Raw genomic sequence first — 25,964 nt, 5'->3', positions numbered from 1 at the left:
GGCTAAGGGCAGATATAGGTGATACAATTGAAAACTTCTGCCTTAAGTTGGTTTGTAGCCCAAAAGTTAAACACTTTTGAGAACCCATAACGAACAACAATGAGCTCAAATCGAAAATCAGACACTTTAGTCATTGTAATTAAACAAAAAGAATCGCATTGAAAATCCGCGTGTCCCTGGTTCAAGTCCGGAATCGGGTACCATTCCCTTTCAAAAAAATGACTTAGATATGACTTCCCTATAGGCAGACGCATTAGGGAAACATTCATGCGTACACCATCATATCTAGTACAGTCACGTTGAACATCTATTACTTCCGTTGGCCTCTAGAGGCCTTTAAAGCCCTGCTGGATCAACACAACATGAGCAGGGCCGCAACCTTCCAGAAAATCAAATACTTAATGAACATTCCAGCAGAAATGCTTGGGGCATTTTTTTATTTTCTAGAAACCATCTAGCTATCAGTATATATCTATCCCAATAGAACTCATTCAACACATTGGCACCTAATGCACCTTAGAAACTGGCAGCAAAAAATCATAGATGAATTTCCATTGATATTAAGCCAATATCAGAAGTTCATCCTGAAAGCGCCAACTGGTGCAGGTAAGACTATTCTGACCAGTGAGATTATCGAACGGTTCTACAAAGATAAGAAAATTATTGTGCTCTGCCACAGGCTGGTTTTACTAGAACAGCTCGAAGCCACCTTAAGCAAAAAGCACAATGTTAAAAAACTTGTGGCAGCCGATGCAGGTCGTGCCTTTGAAGATTATGACATCTTACTTTCAACAAATATGCGCGCAAAAGAAATGCTCGCCGATGCAATCTCAAAAGCAGACCTTGTCATCGTGGATGAAGCCCACCGCGTCTCCCCCAATGGGGTTGCCTACAAACGCATTATTGATAACTTTAATACATGTGGCAAAGATGGTGCCCATTTCATGGGGCTAACGGCATCGCCTGAGCGCAATACAAATGACCAGCGCGACCAGCTTAATCTTGCTTTTGATGCGATCATTGACTGTGCAAATATTAATGACCTCATTGAAGAAGGCGTTCTTGTTCAGCCAAGATACCGCGCACATTTCGTGCATGATTTAGAGTTAAACAATATAGATACCAGTTCTGGCGACTTTCCTGTGACCAAGCTCGCACCTGCGATCATTAAATCTTCAATGATTGATTATGCCACATGGAGCTATAACGAAGAACGTGAAAGAGTCTCAGGAAAACCTATATCTGCATGGTTTTGTTCTGATGTCAGTGTCGCAAACAGCACATTAGAGCGCATTCAGTCTTTTGGTATTAATGCGGCCCTTATTACGGCAGGAACCCCCATTAAGGAGCGCATGCAGCTTTTATCTCAACATGAAAATGGAGAGATTGAGGCCATGGTTTCAGTGGGTGTTTTGGCAGAAGGTTGGGATAACCCCCATTGTAATATTATCGTGCATCTTCGCCCGACTTTATCAAAGGTCTTGTGGGGCCAGTCTGTTGGGCGCGGGTTGCGTTCTGCACCGGGAAAAACATCCTGTGTGATTATCGATGTGAGTTCCAACTGGAGTACATTTGGTCCGGTAGAAAAATTAAAATGGAACCTATGGAGCAATCGACGCTCTAATATGAAATTCTCAAACCGGTTTAACTGGATTGGGCAGCAGCACGATGATGAAGATAATAGCGAGACCTATTTACTGTGCAAAAATGAATTAGAAAATAAAAGACGCTGCTCTCATATTTATAAAAAAGATGCTTATGAGAATGACACCTGCCCTGTTTGCAACACTTATGCAGCCACGGACATTTATAAAGAATTGAAGCTTGATAGCACCTTAAACGAAAACGGCTTGCATCAATTATTCTTCACTCGCATTCCTAAAGTTTATGAAGAAATGAACCTGTCCATTTGGGAAAGCCTTGGCTCTACGGCTTGGAAAACAGCAACAGACCAAGAGCGTGTTTTCCTCAGTTTCTGTATGGCTTTTTCTGAAGTTTCCGGTGATGAAACAGACTCAGAGACCGATTATTGGGAACAAGCCCTAGCTGCTGAAGCGCGTATTCGGGCCTATATTGTCAAAAATAAATTCAAGATCAAAAAACAAGAAGATTTTGACCTGAACTTAATTGCGGATGGTATGCTGGAAGGAAAAAGAATTCGAACCCTTCAGGCGCATTATGGAATATCACTGTGCGGCACAACCTTATCCACGCACAGCCCCCGTGAGAATGAACGAAAATACCAAAAATCAATTAAAATAGCTGAACGCATCGCAATGCTTGGCTGTTCTTCACAAGACAACCTACCCTATTTTAAAGCCTAATGACTAACTGTTTCAATTAAGCAGCACCCGGTCTTGAGCGCTGTTTAATTGTTCATGGTCCCATATACAGTGGCTTTATTTATTTTTCTCTGCATCATACCCGCGACAAGCGAGATAAAAGACCAAATCGACGGATTTTTTGCCATTTTCCATCTTAAGCCAAGTCTGGCGGCCAATACCGATGGCGCTGGCGGCTTCTGCTTGAGAAAATGCGTGGTCTTCGCGCCATTTTTTAAGGTCAGCGGCTGTCCAATCGGAAATATCGGGTCTTACTTTTGGGGCTAATTTTGTCATATCGACTGCTTTCGTTTTTAATGCGGCTTAGAATTTCAGGGCTTTGACAGTGCCATTTATGCCGAGGCTTGTTTTTGTCTCTTGAATTGTATCGTTTAGGTCTGTGAGCTTTTGTTGGGCCATGGCTTCTTGGTCGGCATTTTCTGCGCCATTGAATTCACGATCGTGAAGGATATGGTCTATCTTTGATTTGGCACGGGCACGTTCTGCCAATGCAGTGCTCAGCGCCAGCTGCGCCTCATCAAAGGTAATTTCTTCAATGTTCAGACCAAGGGTCTGTAGGCCTTCAATGTCATCAAGATTCTCAGAAAAACCATAGACGATTTTGTTATGGCGATAGCCATGCTTTTCCAGCTTGCACTTCTGTTTGATCTCTTTGACTTCCAAACGATAGTCGCTTTGCGGCTTCGGTGTGAGCTTAAATATATGCATGGATATTGACCTGTTGTGGAGTTTGCGCAGCTATATAACACGGCAATAAAAAAAGACCTAGGACGCAAACTCATAAAATAGGCTTGTTATGGTTTGTCTCTGGCTAGTCGTTCTTAAACCGATTTAAGACCCGTCGCACGCTACGCCCAGTTTCATAAGCACTATCATCAGAGGCTGCGATTGTTCTGACCTCTTTACTGACTTTACGCACCGCATCTGTTGCTTGTTGGCGCGCAACAGGATCAGAAGCAATTTTCTGTACGGCGTAATTTGCAATTTTGCGAAACAATATAGACATGGGCTTAACTATACACGACTTATATAAAAATTCTCAAGGGCCTAACACAGGGGGATAGGCATAAATGAGGTCTGAGATTACATATGAGCAAAGAAGTTTATTGATAAGCATTAGAAAAAAAAGCTATTCTTTTATCCAATAAGATAAGCTTGAGGCTTACTTGTCAGCTAAAGGAGCATTTATATGCTAGCGCAAGACATGTACGAATTTCGAAATATCCTAGCCGAAAAAGGGATACTTTTCTGTTATAGCGGTTATATGACAGAAGATATCCTAAGCGGTATAGGCCAAGCAATCCGTATGAAACTGGAATTGGAAGATGCTGATAAGACGATAGCGCGCAGTGTTTTTTCCTTATTTGTTGAGCAGGTCCAAAATGTTATTCGATACTCCGCTGAGAAAGAGGAGCTTATTTCAGACGATACTCAAAAAGAACTCCGCTACGGCGTTCTCACGGTTGGCTATAAAGACAGTAGCTTCTTTGTTTCCTGTTCAAACCTGATTGAAGGAGAGGATGTGACACGCCTTGGGGGAAACCTGAAACATATCCAGCAGTTAGACAATGATGGTTTAAAAAAGCTTTATAAAGAAACCTTGAGAGGCGAAACCCCTGAAGGCAGCAAAGGGGCTGGTGTTGGATTTATTGACATCGCAAGACGCGCTAAAAAAGGATTTGAGTTTGACTTCATCCCGGTTGAAGACAACCGCAGCTATTTCAGCATTAAAGCTTATGTATAATGAAAGTCATGAAAACAATGGATAGCATCAAGCGAGCAGCCACGGAGCGCTCACCAGAGATACTGTTTAACTTTGATGAAAATTCTTTCTTGATCAAAGGGGAGTCCTATCCAGAGGATGTTAACGAGTTTTATGGCCCTTTGATGGACGCACTTGAAAAACATTTATCTTCTCAGGAGAGCTCTACACTTCATTTTCAATTTGAATTGATTTATTTCAACAGTTCCACAGCAAAAATTCTTATGGGTATCTTTGACCTTTTAGATGAAAGCGCTGAAAACGGATGCAACGTTCAGATAAAATGGCTTTTTGAAGAAGATGATGACAATATGGAAGAGCTCGGGGAAGAATATGGGGAAGACCTCGAACATGCCGAGTTTGAACTGGTCACAGTGAGTGTTGATTAAACATGGCTTTTGAGATTTTCAAAAAAGAAAAAGCGATCATCGATAAAGCCAAGGTTTTATTAAATACGCAGGAGTTGCCCGAAGCCTTTAAAGATGACTATCAACAGCTTCTCAAAGATTATGAGAAATTGTTCAAATCAACAAAACGGCTGGTAAGGCTTAGCGATCGTAATGAAGCAGAGCTCAATAAATTAGCCCATAGTCTTGATGAAAAAAATAAGATGCTGGAAGGCTTATCAAACAGTCTATCCAAATATCTGTCCCCGCAGATTTATGACTCTATTTTTTCCGGTGATACAGAAGTCAGCTTGAAAACACAGCGAAAGAAACTGACTGTTTTCTTTAGCGATTTAAAAGACTTCACCGCCACCAGTGAAAATTTACAGCCAGAAGACCTGAACTATCTGCTGAATAAATATTTTACCGCCATGACAACCATTGCCCTAAAACATGGGGCAACCATTGATAAATTCATTGGGGATGCCATGTTGATGTTTTTTGGGGACCCAAAAAGCAACGGTGTGATTGAAGATGCCAAAGCCTGTGTGCGTATGGCCATTGAGATGCAGCAGAAAATGGAAGACCTCAAAGATATGTGGCTTCATAAAGGGTTTGATAAACCATTTCGGATGCGTGTGGGCATCAATACGGGCTATTGTAATGTGGGTAATTTTGGCAGTGACCACCGTATGGATTACACCATCATCGGTGGTGAAGTGAATTTGGCTGCCCGATTAGAACAAGCCAGCGACAGTGATGGTATTTTATTATCCTCAGAAACCCATGCATTGGTTAAAGATATCGTTGATGCACAAGAGCGCGAGCCGATCCAGGTAAAGGGTATTGCACGTGATGTGCGCACCTTTGCTGTGCAGGGGATTTATGATGATCTAGATAAAACACGCAGTTTTATTCATAAAGAGCGCCCCGGCCTAACCTGTTTGTTGGATATTGATAAAATCCCGCAAGGCCAAGAAGACGAAATCGTCAACGAACTTGAAGCCCTGATTGAGCGGGTAAAGAACGGCTGATGGATTTCGACCTCTTTAAAAAAGAAAACGAAATAATCAAGGTAGCCGAGACAGCGCTTGAAAAAGGCCATTTTGATGAAGACAGTCAAAAGCAGTTTCAGTCTTTACTGGGTGAATATAAAAAATTATCAAAACATGCCAAACGGTTGATTAACCTGTCAGATCGCAATGAGCTAAAACTTCGTGACGCTGGTGAAGAGATTAAGCGACAGAAAAAAGAGTTAGAGCGTCGACAAGAAGAACTGGTTCAGGCCGAAAAAATGGCTTCTTTAGGCCAACTGGTTACAGGTGTTGCCCATGAGCTCAATACGCCTTTGGGGATTATCCTGACGTCATCTTCAAGTTTACGCTCAGAAACCAATCACCTCAATCAGCTTATTCAAAATGCCAAAGCAAAAAAATCAGATGTCGCACGCTATATGGTGAGCGCGCAGGAAACCTGTGACCTTCTTGAGCGTCACAGTCAGTCAGCTTCTGAGCTCATTTCCAGCTTCAAGGCTGTTTCTGTTGATCAAGCCATTGACGATAAACGTGACATTGAGCTTCGTGCCTATGTAAAAAGTATTGTGCGCAGTCTCAAGCCTGTTTTAACAGGGCATAACGTTCAAGTCATTTTTCAAAACAGCCCTGTCGCGATCCCCATCACCACTTATCCCGGCCCGCTCAGTCAAGTGATCACCAATCTTGTACTTAATGCATATAAACATGGTTTTGAAGAAGGCCGTTTAAAAGGGATGATCGAGATTTCCCTGAAGACGGGTGATGAGATTGAACTATCTGTGTGTGACAATGGCAAAGGAATTGCCGCTGAAGTTCAGGGCAAAATTTTTGATCCGTTTATTACAACAGCCCGTGATAGCGGGGGAACGGGCTTAGGGCTGCATATTGTGCATAATATTGTTTTTTCAAAACTTCAGGGTCACATAAAGGTTGAGCAACCGAAAAATGAAATGGGTTGCCGTTTTGTTATAGCACTGCCTAAGGCTCTAAAAGAGGAATAAGTAAATGGTAACTTCATGGGACGATGATGATGATTTTCTCTTGGATGACGAAGAAGAACAAGCCCAAGTTGATACCCCGATAATTGCCCCCTGGGCGATGCTGGTTGTCGATGATGAGGTTGGTGTCCATGATGTAACCAAACTGGCGTTAAAGCGTTTTAGTTATCAAGGCAGAGGCTTGGAATTCATAAGCGCCTTTAGTGCAAAAGAAGCCATTGAAATTCTAAAAGCCCGAGATGATATTGCGCTTATTCTGTTAGATGTGGTGATGGAGACAGACCACGCAGGCCTTGATTGCGCCCGACAAATTAGAGACGATCTTGGCAATGAGAATGTTCGGATCGTTTTGCGAACAGGCCAGCCCGGCCAAGCCCCAGAACAGGATGTTATCCTCGCTTATGATATTAACGATTATCGTGCCAAAACAGAATTAACCGCTGAGCGTCTGTTTAGTACGGTGGTGAGTGCTTTGCGCAGCTACACTGACATTACGGCCTTGGAAGAATACCGTGAAGATGCCTATGGTCTCTTGGCTCAAAATAACCAAACCATTCAGCACTTGATTGATTTAAGTGAGACCGCTTTATTTCAGTTGGGCCGTGATGATCACATACAACGGTGCAATTTGGCCTTTGCCAAGCTTATGGGCAAGGAGATGAAGGAATTAGTAGGCTTTCCTTTGCGCAAAGTCGCACCTGAGGTTTTGAGCAACGCCTGCATAGGGGAAGGTCAAACCAGCATATCAATGAACGGGAGATCATATTTACTTAAGACCCAACAGAGCGATCTTAATCGGTGTTGCCGTTTGGTTGTGGAGAGCAACTGATGAATGTTCTGCTGCTGGAACCTTATACTGGTATGAGGGTAATGGTGCGCGGGGTTTTAAGGGCAATGGAAATTGATACCCTTTTTGAGCCACGTTCCTCTTTAGAAGCCATGCAAATTTTATTGACTGATAAGGTCGATTTCTTCATCTGTTCTGACACGGTTAAACCACTGGATGCGTTGATCTGCATCAAACTGATCCGTAATTCCCGCGAAGATCACATCCGTCATATTCGCACGATCATATCGATTGATACATATGAAGAAGATGATATAAAAAAGCTTATTGATGCGGGGGCTGACTATACCTTGATGAAGCCCTTTTCAGCAGATGATATAACATCCCAGATCAATCGGTTGATCACAAAACGAGCAGGCTTTATTGAGACGAGAGCATATGTCGGGCCGGATCGGCGCCATTGGCAAGCACCAATCAAACATGCAGAACGACGCGATGATACCTACAATCCGGGTAGAGCTGTGTTTAATCATTCCCTTCGAAAACTCATCCAGCGGCTTTTTGATTTGCAGGCTAAAAAGCAAAATGACAAAGACAAGGAACGTGAAGAGGATTTAAAGGCGCGCGGCATTTTGATTGAAGGCAACGATCTTGATGAACGTGAGTGCCCTGCCCATGAACTGGAAGAAGGAATGACATTGTTAAAACCGGTTTATTCCGACCATGGCATGCTTGTTGTGCCAGCAGGTCATGCACTGGGGAACAAAACAATCTCTCGCCTGCTGGACCTTGTTGCAGCAGACCGTATTACCGATATGTTTAGCGTTATGATACCTCCGCAAAGTGATGCACAAGAGATAGCGTGATCTAATGAGCATCACTTTTGCGAAGTTTAAATAGTCCACTCCCCAAGATCGGGAAATTTACTTTAAGGCTTGAGGACTTATCCCTCAAAGTCTTTCACCAGCTCGATCTGTCCATTATCATGCAGATAGGAAACCAGTGGACGCATGTGGTCTGTCACGGGCAGTGAGCTAATTCTCAGAGGCTTCTCATCATCGGGATAGATGTAGGCAATGGTCTTGTCCGTAAAGGTCTGACCCAAACCTTCCAAAACGCCACCAGCAAGGCCTTCATAATTTTCTTCATGGAAAATATCGCGCACGCCTTTGGCATCACTGACCAAAGCGACTTCTTCACGAGTGTAGCGAGCCAAGAATTGGCGCACACGGAAATAGCGATAAAGTTCTGAAATCAACACGTGATAGCCCGCATCACACAGCTGGTTCACACGCGCAAGGAAGTTTTCAACATCAACTGTGCCCTCATTTGCGCCTTCAGACATGGACATCTCTGCCAGGCTGATAATTTTTTTCGGTGCGTTGGGTTCACGTTTTTGGAAGCGTGCTTTGGCATGGCTAAAGCGTTTGGTCGATTTTTCTTCTACCGTCTCAAACTTGCCGCGCATAGCCAGAATGCGATGTTTGTAAAGCGCATCAGACGGGATCACGACCTTGCCCTCAGGGCTAAAGAGCACCGCACGCACAAGGCTGGCATGCACCAGTTCCAGCGCCATCAGGCTATTGTCAATCTTATCAAAATTTGGACCATTAAATTCGATCAAATCGACTTCAATGCGGCCCCATTTCATATTGTCTTTAAGGCTGTTGATCAGTTTTTTCGGATCATCAGCATAGTGATAAGCCCCATAGATCAAGTTCACACCCAAGATACCGATGGCTTCTTGCTGTTCAAGGTTAGTGTCATCCAGCATACGTACATGCAGGATAATCTCATCCGGTTCTTGCTGAGGCTCTGTCTGTAATTTAATGCCCAACCAACCATGACATTCTGCACGTTTGTGATAGCCTTGGGCGGCAACCGTATTGGCAAAGGCAAAATAACGCGAGTCTTCTGAGCGATGGTCTGCGACCCGATCAACCGTCAGTTCATACTCACGCTCCAGCATCTGCTCCAAACGATTGCGCGATACATATCGCTTATCTGGGCTTGCGCCATAAATCTCGTCACTAAAGACCATATCATAAGCAGACATGGATTTTGCAATTGTTCCGGCAGCTGCACCAGCTTGGAAAAACCAGCGCGCAACTTCCTGACCAGCACCGATTTCTACGATCGTGCCGTAGTGCAGCGGGTCAAGGTTCATGGCCAAGGCTTTTTCAATAGAACTTGTTACGGGTTCACTCATAGCTTCAAATCCCTCCTTTGTAGCGAGTTAACACTGCCGAATAATTTTGGCGCCTCAAATTTGGATGGACCACACATCAGAGGTCTTACCAATTCACATCTCAAATCAAGGCAATACAAGGACTTATACGAGATTCTAACGGTCAATGGAACAAAAGAATTATGAAGATATTCGAGCAGATAAATTCCCTCTTTGGGCTTATACTTGACTAACTTTTTTAAACACATTAGAAAATTGCCCTGAACAGGCCCTTTTTGCCCCTGTCGTTTCCTTAAGGAAAATAGATGACAAACCCAACCCCCATTACCGTTATTGATCGTGAAACTGGCACCTCTTTTAAGGAAGTTGTGCTTGGTGAAAAATGGATCCGTTGGGCCTATCAGGATTCAAATTCAGGCTTGGTTGAAAAGCTGCTTTTTCGCTCTAGCGCCATTAGCAAGCTGATGGGCTGGTGGTATGATAGCTCTTTTTCAAAAGGGAAAATCCAAGCGGCCATTGATGAGCTTTCCATTGATGAAAGCGAATTTGCCGCCCCTAAAGAAAGCTTTGCTTCTTTCAATGACTTCTTCATTCGCCATTTAAAGCCCGAGGCACGCCCGTTTAGCACGGATGACAAGATCATTGCCTCCCCTGCTGATGGTCGTGTGCTGGTTTTTCCAAAGCTGGATAAAGATGTGTTTGTTCCGGTTAAAGGCTACCCCTTTAGCATTGAGAAAATGCTGCCGGGTATTTCTGAGCGTTTTAAAGATGGGGCCTTGGCGATTGTGCGTCTTTGCCCGGCAGATTATCACCGCTACCACTTCCCTTGTGCGGGGCACATTACCCAAACTAAAGACCTTGACGGCGCGCTTCATTCGGTCAACCCCATTGCCTTGGGTAGCGGGCCAGATGTATTTGGGGACAACAAACGTAGCTATACCTTGATTGAAACAGCAAATATCGGCACTTACTGTTTTATTGAGGTCGGTGCTTTTGGTGTGGGCAGCATTGTCAACACCTGCACATCCGGTGATGTTTCTAAAATGGATGAAAAAGGCTATTTCAAATTTGGTGGCTCAACGGTCGTTGTTGTGTTTGAAAAAGACCAAATCCAGTTTAGTGATGACCTTGTTCAAAACAGCGCACAGGGGCGCGAAACCCTTGTTAAAGTCGGCCAAGAACTGGCACGATTCCTCACTTGAAAAATCCTTAAATAGCTTTCAGGCAATAAAAGCTTGCCTTTTTCTCATATGCGAGTCATTATTAATATCACAAAGAGGGCATTTTCCATTCCACCATAAGGAAAGGACGCAATATGAAACGCACATTACGAAAAGCAAGTCGGGTATTCGAGCTTGATTTAAAAGTCGTTCCCTACTCTTTAAAGCTACACCCTAAAGTCTCAGGCCTCTGGCGCATCATCAACCTCATTCGCAAATGGTTTGAGGGTGAGACACACGGTAAAACAGCTTAAGCTTTTTTCAAATAGGTGCGCGCAACAACCTTATTGCCGCAACCCTGATATTCGACTTCATCAAAGCCCATTGAAAAGGTCAGCATAATCCCGCGACCGTGCAGGTCCAACATGCGGGTTGGGCAAGAATCAACAAACTTCTGCCAATCAAAGCCCTTACCTTGATCTTCAATCGTCACTTCAATGCGATCGTCAAAATGCTCAAAACGACAAGAGACATATTTGTCTTTATACTCATCCATTGCCAAGCGTCTGTTAATTTCTTCTTCCCAGCGCCCTTCTGTGAGCAGCTTGCCTTTACCTTCATAACAAACACCAAGATTGCCATGCTCAATCGCATTAATCAGCAATTCATTCAATCCCAATAAAGCACTATCGCTCACAGGAAAAAGATGGGACATGGTCAAGGCCACATTTTCCGCATCGGCAATGGTCTTAATTTTATAATCCACCCGAGATATTTTCTGTAAAGTCTCAATCGGGCGGTTCATGCGGGCAAGCAGGTCTTTATAACGCTTAATCACACAGGCCAGTTGCGCCTGTTTCACTTTATCATTTTCTTGTGTACAGCCACTTTCCAGCTTATTGAAAAAGTCGTTAATCGTGATGCTGTAGCTTTGCAACGAGCGCTTGGTTGATTCCAGCTGCGCATGGATGCTGGCAAGCAAAATCTCATAATCAATCGGTTTGGTCAGAAAATCATTCACGCCCATTTCTTTGCCGCGGATTTCATTTTCACGCGAAGAAAAGGCTGTAAGGAAAATAAAGGGGATCCCCGCAATTTCTGGATGATCGTTCTTCAAATTGGTGAAAAACTCATGCCCATCCACATTAGGCATGCCGATATCGGAAATGATCAGGTCGGGGCGATATTGGAGAATTTTGGCAATGCCATCTTCACCATCAATGGCCTCAATGGTGTCATAGCCATTGAGCTCCAAAAGATCGATAATATCTTCGCGAACATCATTTTCATCTTCAACGACGAGGATTAGAGTCATATCTTGCCCTTCATTTTTTCAATAGCAGGACGATATTTCATATCCTCCGCCAAAATATGTTGTCCCCACCATTTATTCAAAAAAGTAACGATATCTTTTGTTGCTTCTTTCTCAGCCCCCATTGCTGAAACCGAAAGCGCCGACACTTTTTCCAGATATTGCCAATGCTGCTGTTTATGGTTTTCTAAATCAGCATAATTGCATTTTTCCATGACTTCTTCTTCATAGCGCAAATGCTCTTGTGAATATTCCAGCAACTCTTCCAAAATCGCCATGATCATTTCATCGTCGATCATCTCGCTTGAAGCGGTTGACAACTGGTTAATCAGGCCAAAAATCTGTTTATGCTGTTGATCGATTGTATCGCAACCAACGCTGTATTTTTTTTCATTCCAAAAGAGTTGTTCCATACCGTCTGCCATATTATTCAAGTCTCTGCCCCCATTGGCATTATCTGGCTTTACAAAAACACAAAAATGCCAACCCGAACTATAGTACTAAAACACACGAGGATGCGCAATCACTCCACATAATAATACGCACAGCACAAGAACAGTTAATAATGAACAAGTTTAATGAAATACTCTTTTTGCGAGATTGATTTCACAGCCTCTGAAATGAATCACAAGATTTTCCTCACCTTGCTGATAGCTCTCAAGAACATTCAAAACATCATGTAGTTCCTGCATGAAACTGTTTCCACACTCATCCATAGACTGGGCTGAGTATTTTTCCATGAACTCTTCTATCTCACCCATAACTGTTTGCAAAAAAGCATTATCAGCAAGAAGACTTGGATCATTATTCAACAGATGAATGATATCGCTGATGCACTTTTGGTCCATCTCAAGAAGCTCATTCCCGACAAGCTCGTCGCTTGCGACTTTTTTCTGTTCTGGCTCTGCTGTCTCAAGGGGCATGGCGAGACCGTTTTTGGGGCATTCTACACAATGTACTTCATTGGGAATGACAACCCCTTCCATCAAATTCACCACATAAGCTTCTAGTTCTTTAATCTTCAAGTTGAAGTTACTGAGTTTCAGTATTTTCAAATGCTGTAGAACTTGGCTCTGATTTTTAAGCTTCTCTCCACAAGTCTGTTCAAAACCATCCGCACCTTTCATGGTTGCCGATTTGAAATGGCAGTATTCATAGGCGGTTTGAAGGATTTTCTTTAAATGACGCACCTGCTCACGCTCACAAGACACAATTTCCTTTGAGACAAAATATTGATCAAACAGGTCTTGTAGTTCCATAAACCCCGGATAAAAACTCTCAATATAATTACAATTTTGATCAAATATTTCTTGAGATAACACGTTCAGCTCCTGTCGAATTCATACTTTTGTGCCATATTTACTCATCTCAAACGTGATGCATATCCCCATATGGGAACAATGGGTCATATTTTACTATTTTTTCGATCTGTTCCCATATGGGGATATCGCCAAAAAGCATTTAGCGCGATGATGTAAACATTAAAGATAAATACGGATGGCACAGCCCTCTCCGAAGATGCGAAGGCAGAGTTAAAATGGAAACGCTCATTCAACATACAGTAAAAAAAGAACTGGATAGCGTCTCGCTCACAAGAGAGCAGCAATGTATTTGCGACATCATCGACTTGGTCAAATGCGACCCGAGCGTTCTTGATGACAAGCGCATCTGCAATTCAGTTATTAGTGAATTGTGGGAATATGTCGAACATCAGTGTCAGTCACCGATGCCTTCTGCTCTAGAGCTCAAACCCGTTCATTTTACAGAAAGCTTCTGTGACGGTTTTAGAGGTCTTCTTGAGGTCTTGCTAGAACATCATAAAGAAGGTGAAAGCCGTCTTGTTATTCTCTTTCTTCTCTATGAGATTGAGCTCGTGAAACGTCAATTCCACTTCACCACGTTGAGCTATTCAACCTCACAGACGAAACACTAATGCGCTGACGACTAACTTACCCCTTAGTCGTTACACAACTTGGCCTATCCTTCTTGGATGGGCCTTCTTTTTTGTTCAATTGCCCCAATAAGAAAAAGAACACTCTTTTGGAAACATCTTTACTTAACTGATCAAAAAAGTTATTTTTTTAGAAAATTAACACCATAATTATAAAATTTTGATTAGTTAAAAATGATTGATGCAAAAACTACAGATGAAGTTGCGCTAAAAACAATTGGAAAAAACATTCAACGTCGCCGCTTATCAAAAGAGCTGAAACAAATTGATCTTGCCAAAGAGGCGGGCGTTTCCTCCCCCACAATCACACGCATTGAAGCGGGGAAATCAGTCCAGCTTGTCAATCTCATTCGTATTTTGCGCACACTTGATTTACTCGAAAACCTCAACCTGCTTTTTCCTTGCGAAACGCCAAGCCCGTTTGAGCAGCTTCAGCCGCGCAGGCCTAAAAAACGGATCAGAAAAACAGCCTCAAAAAACACCCGTAAGGCCCTTCCATGGGGAGAGGAAGAATGAGTCTTGCCACCCTTAATTTATGGGGTGCCACCATCGGTGCCCTCAGTTGGGATAAAAAAAACAAGACATGTCATTTTGAATTTAGCGATGAGTTTTTAGAATATGGCATTGAACTTTCGCCTTTTCTTTTACCGTGCAAACAAAAACATTACCCTCACCTCCCCGCCCTTTTACAAGAGGCCCTCCCCGGTCCCTTTGCCCAACAGCTCCTCTCATGCTGGCAACAACAAGGCCAAAAAGCCAGACATACATTCAACCCGATTGAACAGCTGTCAATCCTAGGCCCACGTCTCATGGGGGCCCTTGAAGTTTCCTCAACTTTTACTTCCCCTCTTAAAAAAACGGCCCCTTTAGATATTGCACGCCTTGTTGATCTTGCAAAAGAGCTTGCTGAGGGCCCTGACGATCTTCCAGCTTTTTTTAACAGTGCTAGTTCTATACAAAGCAACCTCTTTGATACGGCCTTACCCACAAAAGGCAAAAGCCCAAAAGTCACCATTGCCTGGAATGAAGAGACCTGTGAAGTCCGCTCTGGTCATGGACCAAGCGAAGATGGTTATAGCTACTGGCTTTTAAAATTAGATGGGGTAAGCGAGAGGACCACAGCCTCACATGAAACAAATTTGATCGAATATGCCTATCATCAAATGGCTGAGCTTGCCGGGATTGACACAGCCGCCTCTGAAATCCTTGAAGAAGGCGAGCGCTGTCATTTTGCCCTTAAACGCATTGACCGCACAGACACAGGCCAAAAGCTTCACATGCAATCTCACCTCGCTTTAAAAGGGTCCGCTCACTCCCAATCTTATGAACAGGTTGCTCAGACTATTCGTGAACTTGGCCTAGGCATGGATGAAATAGAAGAACTTCTGCGCCGCGCCGCCTTTAATATTCTTAGCGCGAATACAAATGACCACCCTTGCCACCTGATGTTTACCATGAACAGAAAAGCCCAATGGTCTCTTGCACCTGCGATTAACCTCACATTCAACAGCAATGGCTTGGCCCATCAAATGACACTCAATGGGAAGTCGGCACAATTTACACGTGAGGATTTCACCGCATTTGAAAAACATGTTTCCATGCGACGCGGGCGCGCGGGTCAAATTGTCGATGAAGTTTTACAAGCGATCAAAAGCTGGCCTGAAATTGCCTCCCATGAAGATATTTCACCCGCAACGATTGAACATATTGCGACGCAGCATTGGGAAATTTAACGCCCTCGCGCACCTCAAAACATATCTATAAAGATAAGGCCTTGCGCCACTAACGCCTATCTAAAAGAAGTACTTCGAAAAGGCATAAGGTTATTGAAATCTTTAATTGTATCTAATGATACGTATTCTCTTAATAAAAAATTAGCAAAGCAAAGAGTATAATCCCTTGTAATCTAAATGAAATGCGACTTAAAGCCTCATCATGTCTGTTGGCTTAGACTCTGACATTGTTGAGTTTTTCGAGTTTTTTTTATATTTGCATCTAAATATCTAATGCTTTAAAAGCCAAAATGCTTAACACGCAATTGGCGAGCGCAGGAAAATGAAATGAATATGACACAGCTGGATACGCAAGAATCAAAAGCACAGATTGAGAGAATGATGTATGTCATTACTCAACATGCTGAAGATTTTCTTTCGTCTCAAACCGAAACAGTTGTAAAAAAATGCGACTACTGCCTCGAAAATAAAGAATTTATCAACCTAAAGCCACTGACTTCCTTCGTCTCACTTGGCGGCAATATAGAGTCTATCATTGCCTTTAGTTTTGATGAAAACCTGATCGCTCATCTCACAAAAATGTTTACGGCCGATATTGATATTGAAGATGAAGAGTTTGAGTTGTATATACGTGAGACTGCTGGTGAAGCAGTGAACACGATTGTCGGACATAGTACAGCCGAACTTGCCCCACCAAGACATGTTATTTCCCTAACACCACCGGAAACAATTTATGGCAAGAAGAAAGTACTGGGCGGCGAGTTCTCAAAGTTCTTCAGTGTAACTCTAACGACAGAATTTGGAATCATGGATATCGACTTCATTCTCCCAAAAGAATCCTTTGATAATAAGCTCAATTTCATTGGTCAGGGAGGGACATCATAATGTCTTCATTATCCGTTCTTGTTGTGGATGATTCACTCATTACCCGCAAAAAAGTTTCGACTGTCCTTGAAAGATTAGGCCATAATGTTGTGCGCACCGCCTCAACAGGTGCGGAAGCCATTTCATCGTATCGTGACTATGTGCCAGACCTTGTCACCATGGATATCACCATGCCCGATATGGACGGGATTGAAGCAACACGCCTTATTCGTGCAGAGTTTCCAAGTGCTGTCATCATTATGGTGACCTCTCATGGTCAGGAACAAATGGTCATGAATGCCCTTAAGAATGGGGCTAAAGGCTATGTTCTTAAACCGATTAAACAAGACAAATTCGAACAAGTGCTCACTCAGGTTATCGAGCGTTACATGTAAACAGGTATAACGCCTATTTATTTAGTCTTTTTACCCCATTTACAGCATAGACATCGCGATAGAACCCGCTAAAATTAAGATAAGTACGTTTAATCAGGGTTTTAGCAATGGCTGATATTGATGCCTTAAAGCTGGATAAAAATCGGTTTGTGAAGCTGGCTTTTTGCCGCGCAGATTTGCTTTTTGAAGTTGATAGCACAAATACGATCACCTTTGTCGCAGGCGCGACTGAAGCGATTTTTGGCAAAAGTGCCGAACAACTTGCAGGCAGCCCTTTTCTAGAACTCATCATCGATAAGCAGCGCACCCTCACCCAAGGTATGCTTGATGGCACCTCTGAAGATCAACGTATTGAAGATGCAGCCATCACCCTTGTGGGTCAAAAAAACATTCAGCTCCCGTGCGTCATGGCAGGCTATCGCACGCCGGAATTTGATAATAACGCCTTTTTGGCCTTAAAGATTGTTGCCTCGCCTAAAACAGATATAAGCGCCGTCAGTCAAGAACCTGAAATCCTCAATCAGGAAGATTTTTCTCAAGCTGCCGCCAATCACTTGCAAGACCATCAACAAAAAGGCGGGCAAGGCCAAGTCACACTGGTGAAGGTTAAAAGGATCAAAGACCTTTTCAAACTGATCGGGGCAAGTGATCGCCAGTCTTTAAGCTCCGCCATTACAGATGTTCTGAAAAACTACTCCCTTGGTAAAAATACCGCCGGACAAATCAGTGAAGACAGCTTTGGCTATGCCCATACCACTGATGTAGATACCGACAAGGTCAATATGGAGATTGAGGAAGCCGCACAAAAATTCCTGCCTGAAGGCGAGGAGATGGAAACAAGCTCTCTCACCGTTGATGCTGATGGCGCTGCCATGAGTGAGGACCAAGTTGCCAAAGCTCTTGTCCACACCATGCAGCAGTTCTGCTCCCAAGATAAAAAAGTCACCGCCACACGCCTGTCAGACTCCCTTGATGAAATGATGAACGGCACCGTTGAGACGGTAAAATTCATCAAACAGACGACGCGGGATAAAGATTTTGATCTGGTCTATATGCCCATTTGTGACATGCGTTTGGGTAAGGTGCATCATTTTGAAGTGCTTTCACGCTTCAAACAGGATGATAAAACACCACCGACATTCCAGATCATCACCTTGGCTGAAAACCTTGAGCTCATCGTTGATCTGGATTTTGCTATTTTTGAGAAAACCATCGCCCAGATGCACAGCATCCTGTCTCAAGGCTCCATGCTGCCCAGTGTGGCAATTAATGTCTCTAGTATTTCGCTGCGCAACCCACGTTTTATTCAGGAAGTTCATAACCGCTTGGAAGCTTATCCCGGCCTGACCCAGCGCTTGATGTTTGAGCTAACAGAATCGGCTGAGGTTCATGATCTGGAACAGACCAACGCCATCATTCAGGATTTCCGTGAAAAAGGATTTAAATTCTGCCTGGATGATTTTGGTGCAGGGGCTGCCAGCTTTGATTATCTCAATGCCTTGGAAGTGGATATCGTGAAGTTTGATGGCCCGGTTGTACGGCGTGCTTGTGCCAGTAAACGCGGGCATGACCTGTTAAGCACCATGGCGAAAATGTGCACCACAACAGGCATTGAAACAGTGGCAGAGATGGTCGAAGATAAGAAAATTGCCAATCAGGTTTATTATTGCGGTATTGATTATGGGCAAGGGTGGTATTTTGGCAAACCTCACCCTGACCCGTTATCGTTCCAAGAATTATTTGCTGGTAAAGACTAAGAGCTTAAGATTAAGACCAACCTTCGCTTTTTAAGAAAGAGAGATGCGGATGTCCAAAGTTGCTTTTGAACGCGCCTTTGAAGAATTAAACGAGATTGAAATCAACGCATTGCGTGAAAGATCACACCATCTGATTTTTCAAAAAGATACGGTGATTATGCGCGAAGGTGAAGATCCAAACCAGATCATGGTGATTTTGGAAGGTGAAATTCGCGTCATTCGTTTTACGCGCGATGGCAAAGAAACCGAACTTTCCACACCATTGGGGCCGGGTGATACCATTGGGGAAATGTCTTTTATTGACCATATGGGGGCAAGTGCCACCCTTATTGCCCAAACAGATGTCACCGTAAAATCAATTGATCATACAATCGTAGAAGAGCTCGCTAAAACACAAGATACTTTTTTAGAGCGATTTTACCATTCACTGCTTTATACCGTGATCAGACGCTTGCGCCTGCTTGACTATAAAATGACCTTTGGGGGTTAAACCGTAATAAGGTTGACCTCTATCATGATCTTGCCATCCATGATTAGGGTGCGCACAGGGCCAACTGTAAAGCTACTAAAGCCGAAATCCTTATTCATACTGACCATTTGGGTCAAGATAGATTCAACGGCTTCCAAAAGCTCACACTCATCATCGCCCTCATCGGTATAGCCAAGCACAACGGCGAGATTATCATTTAAGCTCAAATCCGTTTTATAACCGGAGGAAGATAAATGTTGATGCAACACAATTGCACCGCTTGCCGCACTTAAGGCCTGTTCCTCACCTGCAAATGCATCTTTGAAATTTTCAGCTGCCTTTAAAATATCCTCATCTGAGGGCATATTGAGCAGGGGCTCTTCCTGACCGATCGGGTCATCGCCAAACAACTCAAAGTCATCCTCATCAGGTTCATCATCAAACAAATCGATATCATCTTCTTCCACAACGAACTTACTCATAAGATCGTTTGGTTTATCAAACTGATATGTGTCTCGTTTATCTAACATAATGGTCGTTCCTTATTCACCTGATGGGTCCGACAGGCTGTCTTGTTTGGACAGCTATTCAATGAGGGTAACCTTATATTTTAGACTTTAGTAGCTATCTAAATGTATAATTAGCCTTTTCTAATAGCTTAGCTTTTGAAAATATTAGGTTTTTAGCATGCGTTATTCTTTATAATAATTCTAATATTTACAAGAGGCACTAAAGTAACTTAATCTAATATAGTAGAATCAGAATCAGACTTTAAGGGCTTTAGGATAAATACCATGCGTAACAGATTTCTTGCTTCTTTAGTGGCTTTAGCTTTTGCAATAAGCCCTGCCTATAGCCTTGAGGGGGGTGAAACACAGCTTGCTAAAGTCCACAAGCATATACACAATATTTCAACTTCTGAATTACAAAGCTGGCTCAAAGAAAATCCCGAGGGGCTTCTCATTGATGTCAGAACCAGTCATGAGATCAATACGCTGGGCGGGACCATTAAAACCCATCAAAACAGAATGATCCCAAGGGGCTGGCTGGAATTTCGCATGACCCAACACGCACCGGATGAAAATACCCCCATTGTGGTTTATTGCGGGCAAAATCTACGCAGTCCGTTGGCGGCAAAAACCCTCATGGATATGGGTTATAAAAATGTCCATAATTATGAAGATGGGGTTTTGAAATGGAAAGAAGCCAACCTGCCCCTGCAGATCGCAGATCAAGAACCTGATAGTTTCCTTTATCGAAAACCCCAAAAAGTGGTTGATGGGGTCTGGTCAGCCATTGGTCAAACCGCCCCACCCTTATATGAAAATTCCGGCCATAACAATAACCTGACCTTCATTGAAACATCTGAAGGCGCCATCGTGGTCAATGCCAGTGCCAACTATCTTCTGGCACAGTCATTTCATGAAGAGATGAAGCAGCTTTCTTCCCAACCTGTTAAATATGTCATTTTAGAAAATGGTCAAACCCATGCCGCCATGGGCGCGCAATATTGGAAAGAACAAGGTGCTGAGATTATCGCCCATGTGGATGCGGCTGATGAGATTAAACAAAATGCCCATCGTTTAAGCGAACAGACCTTTAAAAGATACCGCGATAAAGCCATGGGATCAAAAGTCGTCCATCCCGACACCACCTTTGAAGATAAAATGGTGTTAGAACTTGGCGGACAAAAAATCGAACTTCTCCATTTCGGCCCTGCCCATAGCCCCGGTGATATCTCCGTCTGGCTGCCAGCTAAAAGCCTTGTCATTGCGGGTGATATGGCTTTTCATCAGCGCTTACTTGCTGTTTTTGAAGAAACAGATACAGCAGGCTGGATTAGGTCATGGGAAAGCTTTGCGGCCCTCGACGCCAAACATGTCATCCCCGGTCATGGCGAGCCGACAACCATGGCAGAAATCACCAAATACACCCATGACTATTTGGTCTATTTACGTAGTGAAGTGAAAAAACTGCTTGAGGATGGTGCAGGATTGGCAGAGGCTTACGACATTGATCAATCCGCCTATCGCCACCTTGATACCTTTAACCAACTGGCGCGAAAAAATGCAGGTCGTGTTTTTGTGCAAATGGAATTTGAATAATCACACAGTCTCATGATGATCAACGTCTTCCCCAAGCGGAAGAGAAGCGGTAAAAATTGTGCCGACATTTTCTTGTGAGTCCAAGCTCACTTTACCACCGTGAAGTTCAATAATATTGCGCGCTGTGTTCAAGCCAATACCGGAACCTGAAATCCCTGTGACGTTGCTCGCGCGAAAGAAACGTTCAAACATACGTTCACGGTCTTTTTTCGGGATGCCGATGCCATAATCACGAATGGAGATATATACCATGTCACTTTCACACCAGACCTCAATATCCACACGGTCCGCATCAGGCGAATATTTACAGGCATTCACGATCAGGTTTTCTAAAACCAGACGCAACATCTGCACATCACCATCAATTTCTTCTGGCAACTCTTTATAAAGACAATTGAGCTCATGTTTCACAAAACGACGTTGGGTTTCCACAATCCCTTCAATCAAGCCTTTAACCTCAACTTTATGAATATCCAGTTTGATCGCGCCTTCTTCCATACGCTCAGAAACAAGCACACTTTCCATCAAAGAGGTTAGCCGGTTAATAGCGGTGCGCGCTTTCACCATGCGTTTTTCAATATCTTCAGGTGACATGGTGGCCTGCCTGCGAATGACCCCTTGGGCAATATTATCAATCACGGCAAGCGGGGTTCTAAACTCATGGGAAACCATGGTGACAAAGGTGCGGTGCTGCTCACGAATTTTGCGCTCATTTTCCAATGCTTGATAGAGCTCGACATTCTGGTTGCGCATAACCGCGCCTTTTCGGTCAGCCTCGCTTAAAACCTCATATCCAGTTTGGCGCAACACATAAACTGAGCGTGCCAAGGCATCAAGCTCATCCCAATCTTCTGATACATCTTCAAGATGGTCCCGCTCTGGTAAGGTGCGAAGATCAGCCGCTGAGATGTTATTAAGCTCACTGATAATCCCCATCAAACGCTGGATGACAAAAACCTGAAACACCAAAGAGACACTCAGGGCAATCAATAAGATAACGAGTGTGTTGCCGACAAAATTGATCAATTGTTGAGAGAAAATCTCATCAATATCTTTTTCCAGATCATGCACAATGATCAATTCACCCAGTGCAAAAACCTCTCCTAATTCCTGATAAGCAATGGGAAAGCTCGCTTGTAATTGCCTTTCGTCTTTGATGGTGCTGCCATATTGATACTGGATTTTATTTTCACCATCCAAAATAATGCCAGAAACCAGCGGCAGTTCAACAACACCTTTAAGCTGGTTTTCAATCTGGTCTATATCAAGCACCCATAAACTTTGGGCAAGACCAGCTGCAAACACTTTACCCAAGGCCTGAATTTCATCTTCAAGCAGGGCAATGCGTTCTGCTTTATCCCTAAAAAACTGATAGCCGGTCAAAGAGAAAGAACCAATAAAACCGATGAGGATAATCCAGACCAACGCGCGACGTGTTGTTCTGCTGGTTAAACCCAGTTTATCAACCCATCTATTTTTTTGCCCGGCGCCATCAATTTCAAAGCTAGCCATTTATTCATCCCCTGCCCGATCTTCTTAAATCATAACATTCTGATAATTATGCAGATAGGGCAAAAAATATCTCAAAGGTATTAAGTAGCTTTCCCAACGCGTAAAATACCGTATCACGGATCGTAATGTTTTCTGCTATAGTTAACCAAATGATATAAAAAAAAGATATCTAGGGAACCCATGGTAAAAATTCTTATTGTCGAAGATGAAGTCGATCTGCGAGAAGAAATCGTCGATGAACTTCGCTATAACGGTTATGATGTACGTGAAGCTAATAACGGCCAAGAAGCGTTCGAGCTGATTACAAATGATACACCCGATGTGATCATTTCTGACATTTCCATGCCCAAGATGGATGGATATGAGCTGTTTGAGAAAATCCAGAAAACATCCAAAGAATTTGCTGCCATCCCCTTTGTCTTTTTAACAGCACTTGTCTCGCGCGATGACGAGATTAAAGGCCGCCGTTTGGGCGTGACAAACTATCTTAGAAAACCCATCGACTTTGATGTACTCATTGCGACGATCCAATCCTTGCATAATGCACGTGAGCGTATGGATGCCCATGTGGAAAGTAAGCTGCAAAAAACACTCAATTTCCTCATCAGTGCCACTGCAAAAGACAATGACCCTGAGATTGAGGCCCTGATTGAAAATTATGACAGCCTGTCAAAGCTGGCCCGCCAGCCTATTCAAAGCATTCAATGTCTCAATCAAGCCCAATTCAAAATCCAGACGCCCGAACAGGCAAGCAATGTTGCCAACACCCTATCCCACCTCTGCCCAGAACCGGAAAGCGCCATTATTGGCTTTATTGAGGTCTTCATGAACGGGATTGAGCATGGCAACCTTGAAATTGGCTATGAAAAGAAAAGTATCCTGTTAGAAGAAAAGCAGCTGGAAATCGAAACGGCAAAGCGCCTTCAAGATGATAAATATAAAGATCGCTTTGTAGAAATTGATTATCGACGAACGGATACACAATTGCTCTTTAACATCAAAGATCAAGGCGAAGGCTTTAACTGGCGTCAATATTCTGAATTTTCACCTGAGCTTATGCTTGCCAAACATGGCCGTGGTGTTGCCATTGCCCTGCATCTGGCTTTTCCGAGCCTGACGTATAATGATAAAGGCAATGAAGTCAGCATCGTCGTTGACATAGAATAAAGCGCTTTATACCATCAGTTCTCTTCTGTATTTGAGAAACTGAAACGATAGACATGAACGATAGCCCCGCGACGCTTCCCCTTGTCCTTGCTGGCCCCATCCTGCGGCGCGTCAGTGCTGATCGCTTTGCGCTTTGGCTTGCCCTCACTAAAGAAAGCGAGATCAAACTTTCTTTTGATCAACAGTCTTTCCATTTAAAGGCAGGCGGGCAAGGGCTGCGCCAGCTTAAAGCAGCACCCAACCTGTTTTACGCCATGGTGGATGTTTCTTTTGACCATCCCCTCCCCCATGATGAGTGGATCAACTATAAGCTAGAGCTCAAAACGGCCCAGCAGGATTGGCAGGACCTCACAGAACTTTCCCCTGAGTTGCTTTATAACGGGCTTGATAGCCTTGGTTTTAAAATCCCAAGCCATGTGGGTTCTGTCATTCATGGTTCCTGTCGCAAACCTCATCATGACTCCCCTGATGGGTTGATTGAAGGCGACCGCCTGCTACAAAACCTTCTCAGCCTTGAAGATGCCTCAACACAAGACCTCCCCACATGGCCGTCCATGCTGGTGCTTTCAGGGGATCAGATTTATGCTGATGATGTGGCTGGCCCCATGTTGCGCGCCATTCACGGGGTCATTGAAAAGCTCAATGCGCCAAGTGAAGATTTCAGCAGTTTACAAGTCCCTGCTGTGCCCAACACCGACAGCCTCTATCAGCATCGAAACTGTTATTATAATCGGGAACATCTCTTGCCCACGGTTGAGGGTAATCGTGCCTTGCTTGATGTTCTATTTGGCGGGGTTCAAAAACCGATTTTCACAACCGATACCGCTCATAACCACCTGATCAGCCTGCATGAAAATCTGGTCATGTATCTCATGGTCTGGTCACCTCAGCCTTGGGGCCTTGCCTGCCTTCATGTTCCCCCACATCTAAGTGCTGAAGAAAAAGAGCTATTTGAAAAAGAAAAACAAATCCTTGAGCGTTTTATAAACGGGCTTGCCTTTGTGCGCCGCCTCATGGCCCATATCCCTGTTGCAATGATTTTTGATGACCATGATGTCACCGATGATTGGAACCTGAACCGCCAATGGGAAGAGGCTGTTTATAACCATCCTTTTTCCAAACGCATGATTGGTAACAGCCTGACGGCTTATTTGATCAATCAAGGTTGGGGCAATTGCCCTGAGCATTTTGAAGACCCTCTTTTTGATCGGCTGCAAACTGCTTTTGATCAACTTGGCGGGCAGGCCCATGATGATTTCATTCAGGATATTCTCGGCTTTGAAGGCTGGGAATATGACTGGCCGACCAGCCCGCCCCTTATTGTGATTGACTCGCGCACACGCAGGTGGCGCTCTGAAAGTTCCATGGTAAAACCCTCCGGCCTGCTGGATTGGGAGGCCTTGGGCGATTTGCAACAAAAGCTTTATGGCAATTCAAGTGTCTTGCTTGTTTCGCCCGCCCCGATCTATGGGGTTAAGCTGATTGAAACCATCCAGCGGATTTTCACATGGCTTGGCAAGCCCCTCATGGTAGATGCGGAAAACTGGATGGCTCACCCGGGAACGGCCAATTCCATCTTGAATGTTTTCTTACATTCCAAAACCCCGCAAAACTTCGTCATTCTCTCAGGTGATGTGCATTATTCCTTTGTTTATGACGTTGAATTACGCCGACGCGATGGCGGGCCGGACATTTGGCAAGTGACCAGCAGCGGACTAAAAAACGAATTTCCAAAAAAGCTGCTTAATATTTTAGATATCGTCAACCGCTGGCTTTATGCCCCTCAATCACCGTTAAACTGGTTTACAAAACGCAGGCGCATGCGCGTTATCCCCAGAAAGCCCGATGGTCATGCCGATGGGCGTCGAACCTTAAATGGGGCAGGCATTGGGCTGGTTGAACTGGATGAGAACGGGCGTCCATGGCGTTTTAGGCAGTTTCTTAGCGATGAAAAACCTGTGGCCTTTCATCGTATGGAACAACATTCACGCTGGCAGTAAAACAATATCAGACTTGCCATTACCCCATTAATACATATATGT

At 43.8% G+C, this 25,964-nt stretch carries 28 protein-coding genes; 19 read left to right on the top strand and 9 right to left on the bottom strand.

Annotated elements, in window-relative coordinates; all coding sequences use genetic code 11:
* Positions 1-509: 509 nt before the first annotated feature.
* Positions 510-2,324 (top strand): DEAD/DEAH box helicase, encoded by a 1,815-nt coding sequence (locus MTBPR1_RS04025; protein ID WP_069186266.1) that lies wholly within the window; start codon positions 510-512, stop codon positions 2,322-2,324.
* A gap of 75 nt (positions 2,325-2,399) precedes the next feature.
* Here the strand turns inward: MTBPR1_RS04025 and MTBPR1_RS04020 are convergent, their stop codons facing one another.
* The 3 genes from MTBPR1_RS04020 to MTBPR1_RS04010 all read right to left on the bottom strand — a co-directional run bounded on the left by MTBPR1_RS04020 (position 2,400) and on the right by MTBPR1_RS04010 (position 3,348).
* Positions 2,400-2,618 carry a helix-turn-helix transcriptional regulator gene (locus MTBPR1_RS04020; RefSeq protein WP_069186265.1) on the bottom strand — a complete coding sequence of 73 codons (219 nt, stop codon included), beginning with the start codon at positions 2,616-2,618 and terminating at the stop codon, positions 2,400-2,402.
* A 27-nt stretch (positions 2,619-2,645) separates the two neighbouring features.
* The gene (locus MTBPR1_RS04015) at positions 2,646-3,050 is read right to left on the bottom strand and encodes a hypothetical protein (protein WP_069186264.1); all 405 of its coding nucleotides are present in this window, start codon (positions 3,048-3,050) and stop codon (positions 2,646-2,648) included.
* 103 nt (positions 3,051-3,153) lie between these two features.
* Complete coding sequence (locus MTBPR1_RS04010; protein ID WP_126465001.1) at positions 3,154-3,348, bottom strand: hypothetical protein; 195 nt, start codon at positions 3,346-3,348, stop codon at positions 3,154-3,156.
* A gap of 183 nt (positions 3,349-3,531) precedes the next feature.
* On the opposite strand from MTBPR1_RS04010, the gene MTBPR1_RS04005 reads away from it, so the two are divergent.
* Genes MTBPR1_RS04005 through MTBPR1_RS03980 form a run of 6 tightly spaced genes read left to right on the top strand, consistent with a single transcriptional unit; the run spans position 3,532 to position 8,175 of the window.
* Entirely contained in the window at positions 3,532-4,086 is a 555-nt protein-coding gene (locus MTBPR1_RS04005; RefSeq protein ID WP_069186262.1) for a SiaB family protein kinase, read from the top strand.
* Positions 4,086-4,493, top strand: coding sequence for a DUF1987 domain-containing protein (locus MTBPR1_RS04000; RefSeq protein WP_205631207.1), 408 nt, complete (start codon positions 4,086-4,088; stop codon positions 4,491-4,493). The genes MTBPR1_RS04005 and MTBPR1_RS04000 overlap by 1 nt, the downstream gene beginning before the upstream one ends.
* A 2-nt stretch (positions 4,494-4,495) precedes the next feature.
* Positions 4,496-5,524, top strand: a complete 1,029-nt coding sequence (locus MTBPR1_RS03995) for an adenylate/guanylate cyclase domain-containing protein (protein WP_069186261.1) — start codon at positions 4,496-4,498, stop codon at positions 5,522-5,524.
* On the top strand, positions 5,524-6,525 hold the full coding sequence (locus MTBPR1_RS03990; protein ID WP_069186260.1) for a sensor histidine kinase: 1,002 nt from the start codon (positions 5,524-5,526) through the stop codon (positions 6,523-6,525). The genes MTBPR1_RS03995 and MTBPR1_RS03990 overlap by 1 nt, the downstream gene beginning before the upstream one ends.
* Positions 6,526-6,529: 4 nt before the next feature.
* Positions 6,530-7,351 carry a response regulator gene (locus MTBPR1_RS03985; protein ID WP_069186259.1) on the top strand — a complete coding sequence of 274 codons (822 nt, stop codon included), beginning with the start codon at positions 6,530-6,532 and terminating at the stop codon, positions 7,349-7,351.
* Positions 7,351-8,175, top strand: coding sequence for a response regulator (locus tag MTBPR1_RS03980; protein WP_069186258.1), 825 nt, complete (start codon positions 7,351-7,353; stop codon positions 8,173-8,175). Before MTBPR1_RS03985 ends, MTBPR1_RS03980 begins: the two co-directional genes overlap by 1 nt.
* Before the next feature lie 77 nt (positions 8,176-8,252).
* Here MTBPR1_RS03980 and MTBPR1_RS03975 read toward each other — a convergent pair whose 3' ends face one another.
* A complete protein-coding gene (locus MTBPR1_RS03975) occupies positions 8,253-9,518 on the bottom strand; it encodes a hypothetical protein (RefSeq protein WP_069186257.1) in 1,266 nt (421 codons plus the stop codon).
* 284 nt (positions 9,519-9,802) lie between these two features.
* Between MTBPR1_RS03975 and asd the strand changes: the two genes are divergently transcribed.
* Positions 9,803-10,699, top strand: a complete 897-nt coding sequence (gene asd / locus MTBPR1_RS03965; protein ID WP_069186255.1) for an archaetidylserine decarboxylase — start codon at positions 9,803-9,805, stop codon at positions 10,697-10,699.
* A gap of 113 nt (positions 10,700-10,812) precedes the next feature.
* Entirely contained in the window at positions 10,813-10,971 is a 159-nt protein-coding gene (locus MTBPR1_RS18065) for a hypothetical protein (RefSeq protein WP_165602609.1), read from the top strand.
* On the opposite strand, the gene MTBPR1_RS03960 is transcribed toward MTBPR1_RS18065, so the two are convergent.
* The 3 genes from MTBPR1_RS03960 to MTBPR1_RS03950 form a co-directional block, all read right to left on the bottom strand.
* Positions 10,968-11,972 (bottom strand): response regulator, encoded by a 1,005-nt coding sequence (locus MTBPR1_RS03960; RefSeq protein ID WP_069186254.1) that lies wholly within the window; start codon positions 11,970-11,972, stop codon positions 10,968-10,970. The genes MTBPR1_RS18065 and MTBPR1_RS03960 overlap by 4 nt on opposite strands.
* Positions 11,969-12,394: a bacteriohemerythrin gene (locus tag MTBPR1_RS03955; protein WP_069186253.1), complete on the bottom strand. Its 426-nt coding sequence runs from the start codon at positions 12,392-12,394 to the stop codon at positions 11,969-11,971. Before MTBPR1_RS03955 ends, MTBPR1_RS03960 begins: the two co-directional genes overlap by 4 nt.
* Before the next feature lie 150 nt (positions 12,395-12,544).
* A complete protein-coding gene (locus MTBPR1_RS03950) occupies positions 12,545-13,291 on the bottom strand; it encodes a hypothetical protein (protein ID WP_069186252.1) in 747 nt (248 codons plus the stop codon).
* Positions 13,292-13,506: 215 nt separating this feature from the next.
* Between MTBPR1_RS03950 and MTBPR1_RS03945 the strand changes: the two genes are divergently transcribed.
* The 7 genes from MTBPR1_RS03945 (at position 13,507) to MTBPR1_RS03915 (ending at position 19,159) form a co-directional block, all read left to right on the top strand.
* Positions 13,507-13,902: a hypothetical protein gene (locus MTBPR1_RS03945; protein ID WP_069186251.1), complete on the top strand. Its 396-nt coding sequence runs from the start codon at positions 13,507-13,509 to the stop codon at positions 13,900-13,902.
* A gap of 192 nt (positions 13,903-14,094) precedes the next feature.
* Complete coding sequence (locus tag MTBPR1_RS03940; RefSeq protein ID WP_069186250.1) at positions 14,095-14,436, top strand: helix-turn-helix domain-containing protein; 342 nt, start codon at positions 14,095-14,097, stop codon at positions 14,434-14,436.
* The gene (locus tag MTBPR1_RS03935) at positions 14,433-15,653 is read left to right on the top strand and encodes a type II toxin-antitoxin system HipA family toxin (protein ID WP_069186249.1); all 1,221 of its coding nucleotides are present in this window, start codon (positions 14,433-14,435) and stop codon (positions 15,651-15,653) included. Before MTBPR1_RS03940 ends, MTBPR1_RS03935 begins: the two co-directional genes overlap by 4 nt.
* A gap of 327 nt (positions 15,654-15,980) precedes the next feature.
* Entirely contained in the window at positions 15,981-16,538 is a 558-nt protein-coding gene (locus tag MTBPR1_RS03930; RefSeq protein WP_069186248.1) for a chemotaxis protein CheX, read from the top strand.
* On the top strand, positions 16,538-16,912 hold the full coding sequence (locus MTBPR1_RS03925; protein ID WP_069186247.1) for a response regulator: 375 nt from the start codon (positions 16,538-16,540) through the stop codon (positions 16,910-16,912). Before MTBPR1_RS03930 ends, MTBPR1_RS03925 begins: the two co-directional genes overlap by 1 nt.
* A gap of 107 nt (positions 16,913-17,019) precedes the next feature.
* Positions 17,020-18,669 carry a sensor domain-containing phosphodiesterase gene (locus MTBPR1_RS03920; RefSeq protein ID WP_069186246.1) on the top strand — a complete coding sequence of 550 codons (1,650 nt, stop codon included), beginning with the start codon at positions 17,020-17,022 and terminating at the stop codon, positions 18,667-18,669.
* A 49-nt stretch (positions 18,670-18,718) separates the two neighbouring features.
* Complete coding sequence (locus tag MTBPR1_RS03915) at positions 18,719-19,159, top strand: Crp/Fnr family transcriptional regulator (RefSeq protein ID WP_069186245.1); 441 nt, start codon at positions 18,719-18,721, stop codon at positions 19,157-19,159.
* On the opposite strand, the gene MTBPR1_RS03910 is transcribed toward MTBPR1_RS03915, so the two are convergent.
* Entirely contained in the window at positions 19,156-19,668 is a 513-nt protein-coding gene (locus MTBPR1_RS03910) for a hypothetical protein (protein ID WP_069186244.1), read from the bottom strand. The genes MTBPR1_RS03915 and MTBPR1_RS03910 overlap by 4 nt on opposite strands.
* A 264-nt stretch (positions 19,669-19,932) precedes the next feature.
* Here MTBPR1_RS03910 and MTBPR1_RS03905 point away from each other — a divergent pair, with 264 nt between their 5' ends.
* Positions 19,933-21,243 carry a rhodanese-like domain-containing protein gene (locus MTBPR1_RS03905; RefSeq protein ID WP_069186243.1) on the top strand — a complete coding sequence of 437 codons (1,311 nt, stop codon included), beginning with the start codon at positions 19,933-19,935 and terminating at the stop codon, positions 21,241-21,243.
* Here MTBPR1_RS03905 and MTBPR1_RS03900 read toward each other — a convergent pair whose 3' ends face one another.
* Entirely contained in the window at positions 21,244-22,755 is a 1,512-nt protein-coding gene (locus MTBPR1_RS03900) for a sensor histidine kinase (protein WP_069186242.1), read from the bottom strand. It lies immediately after the preceding gene.
* Positions 22,756-22,935: 180 nt separating this feature from the next.
* On the opposite strand from MTBPR1_RS03900, the gene MTBPR1_RS03895 reads away from it, so the two are divergent.
* Positions 22,936-23,922 (top strand): ATP-binding response regulator, encoded by a 987-nt coding sequence (locus MTBPR1_RS03895; RefSeq protein WP_069186241.1) that lies wholly within the window; start codon positions 22,936-22,938, stop codon positions 23,920-23,922.
* 53 nt (positions 23,923-23,975) lie between these two features.
* The gene (locus tag MTBPR1_RS03890) at positions 23,976-25,922 is read left to right on the top strand and encodes a metallophosphoesterase family protein (RefSeq protein ID WP_069186240.1); all 1,947 of its coding nucleotides are present in this window, start codon (positions 23,976-23,978) and stop codon (positions 25,920-25,922) included.
* Positions 25,923-25,964 lie beyond the last annotated feature (42 nt).

This window comes from Candidatus Terasakiella magnetica, assembly GCF_900093605.1.
Classification (GTDB): domain Bacteria; phylum Pseudomonadota; class Alphaproteobacteria; order Rhodospirillales; family Terasakiellaceae; genus Terasakiella; species Terasakiella magnetica.
Note: the sequence above shows the minus strand (reverse complement) of the source record. Positions and strands in the feature narration are given on the sequence as shown.

Coding starts and splice junctions, on each gene's coding strand:
- MTBPR1_RS04025 (WP_069186266.1), top strand. CDS start 510: ATGCACCTTAGAAACTGGCAGCAAAAAATCATAGATGAATTTCCATTG.
- MTBPR1_RS04020 (WP_069186265.1), bottom strand. CDS start 2,618: ATGACAAAATTAGCCCCAAAAGTAAGACCCGATATTTCCGATTGGACA.
- MTBPR1_RS04015 (WP_069186264.1), bottom strand. CDS start 3,050: ATGCATATATTTAAGCTCACACCGAAGCCGCAAAGCGACTATCGTTTG.
- MTBPR1_RS04010 (WP_126465001.1), bottom strand. CDS start 3,348: ATGTCTATATTGTTTCGCAAAATTGCAAATTACGCCGTACAGAAAATT.
- MTBPR1_RS04005 (WP_069186262.1), top strand. CDS start 3,532: ATGCTAGCGCAAGACATGTACGAATTTCGAAATATCCTAGCCGAAAAA.
- MTBPR1_RS04000 (WP_205631207.1), top strand. CDS start 4,086: ATGAAAGTCATGAAAACAATGGATAGCATCAAGCGAGCAGCCACGGAG.
- MTBPR1_RS03995 (WP_069186261.1), top strand. CDS start 4,496: ATGGCTTTTGAGATTTTCAAAAAAGAAAAAGCGATCATCGATAAAGCC.
- MTBPR1_RS03990 (WP_069186260.1), top strand. CDS start 5,524: ATGGATTTCGACCTCTTTAAAAAAGAAAACGAAATAATCAAGGTAGCC.
- MTBPR1_RS03985 (WP_069186259.1), top strand. CDS start 6,530: ATGGTAACTTCATGGGACGATGATGATGATTTTCTCTTGGATGACGAA.
- MTBPR1_RS03980 (WP_069186258.1), top strand. CDS start 7,351: ATGAATGTTCTGCTGCTGGAACCTTATACTGGTATGAGGGTAATGGTG.
- MTBPR1_RS03975 (WP_069186257.1), bottom strand. CDS start 9,518: ATGAGTGAACCCGTAACAAGTTCTATTGAAAAAGCCTTGGCCATGAAC.
- asd (WP_069186255.1), top strand. CDS start 9,803: ATGACAAACCCAACCCCCATTACCGTTATTGATCGTGAAACTGGCACC.
- MTBPR1_RS18065 (WP_165602609.1), top strand. CDS start 10,813: ATGAAACGCACATTACGAAAAGCAAGTCGGGTATTCGAGCTTGATTTA.
- MTBPR1_RS03960 (WP_069186254.1), bottom strand. CDS start 11,972: ATGACTCTAATCCTCGTCGTTGAAGATGAAAATGATGTTCGCGAAGAT.
- MTBPR1_RS03955 (WP_069186253.1), bottom strand. CDS start 12,394: ATGGCAGACGGTATGGAACAACTCTTTTGGAATGAAAAAAAATACAGC.
- MTBPR1_RS03945 (WP_069186251.1), top strand. CDS start 13,507: ATGGAAACGCTCATTCAACATACAGTAAAAAAAGAACTGGATAGCGTC.
- MTBPR1_RS03940 (WP_069186250.1), top strand. CDS start 14,095: ATGATTGATGCAAAAACTACAGATGAAGTTGCGCTAAAAACAATTGGA.
- MTBPR1_RS03935 (WP_069186249.1), top strand. CDS start 14,433: ATGAGTCTTGCCACCCTTAATTTATGGGGTGCCACCATCGGTGCCCTC.
- MTBPR1_RS03930 (WP_069186248.1), top strand. CDS start 15,981: ATGAATATGACACAGCTGGATACGCAAGAATCAAAAGCACAGATTGAG.
- MTBPR1_RS03925 (WP_069186247.1), top strand. CDS start 16,538: ATGTCTTCATTATCCGTTCTTGTTGTGGATGATTCACTCATTACCCGC.
- MTBPR1_RS03920 (WP_069186246.1), top strand. CDS start 17,020: ATGGCTGATATTGATGCCTTAAAGCTGGATAAAAATCGGTTTGTGAAG.
- MTBPR1_RS03915 (WP_069186245.1), top strand. CDS start 18,719: ATGTCCAAAGTTGCTTTTGAACGCGCCTTTGAAGAATTAAACGAGATT.
- MTBPR1_RS03910 (WP_069186244.1), bottom strand. CDS start 19,668: ATGTTAGATAAACGAGACACATATCAGTTTGATAAACCAAACGATCTT.
- MTBPR1_RS03905 (WP_069186243.1), top strand. CDS start 19,933: ATGCGTAACAGATTTCTTGCTTCTTTAGTGGCTTTAGCTTTTGCAATA.
- MTBPR1_RS03900 (WP_069186242.1), bottom strand. CDS start 22,755: ATGGCTAGCTTTGAAATTGATGGCGCCGGGCAAAAAAATAGATGGGTT.
- MTBPR1_RS03895 (WP_069186241.1), top strand. CDS start 22,936: ATGGTAAAAATTCTTATTGTCGAAGATGAAGTCGATCTGCGAGAAGAA.
- MTBPR1_RS03890 (WP_069186240.1), top strand. CDS start 23,976: ATGAACGATAGCCCCGCGACGCTTCCCCTTGTCCTTGCTGGCCCCATC.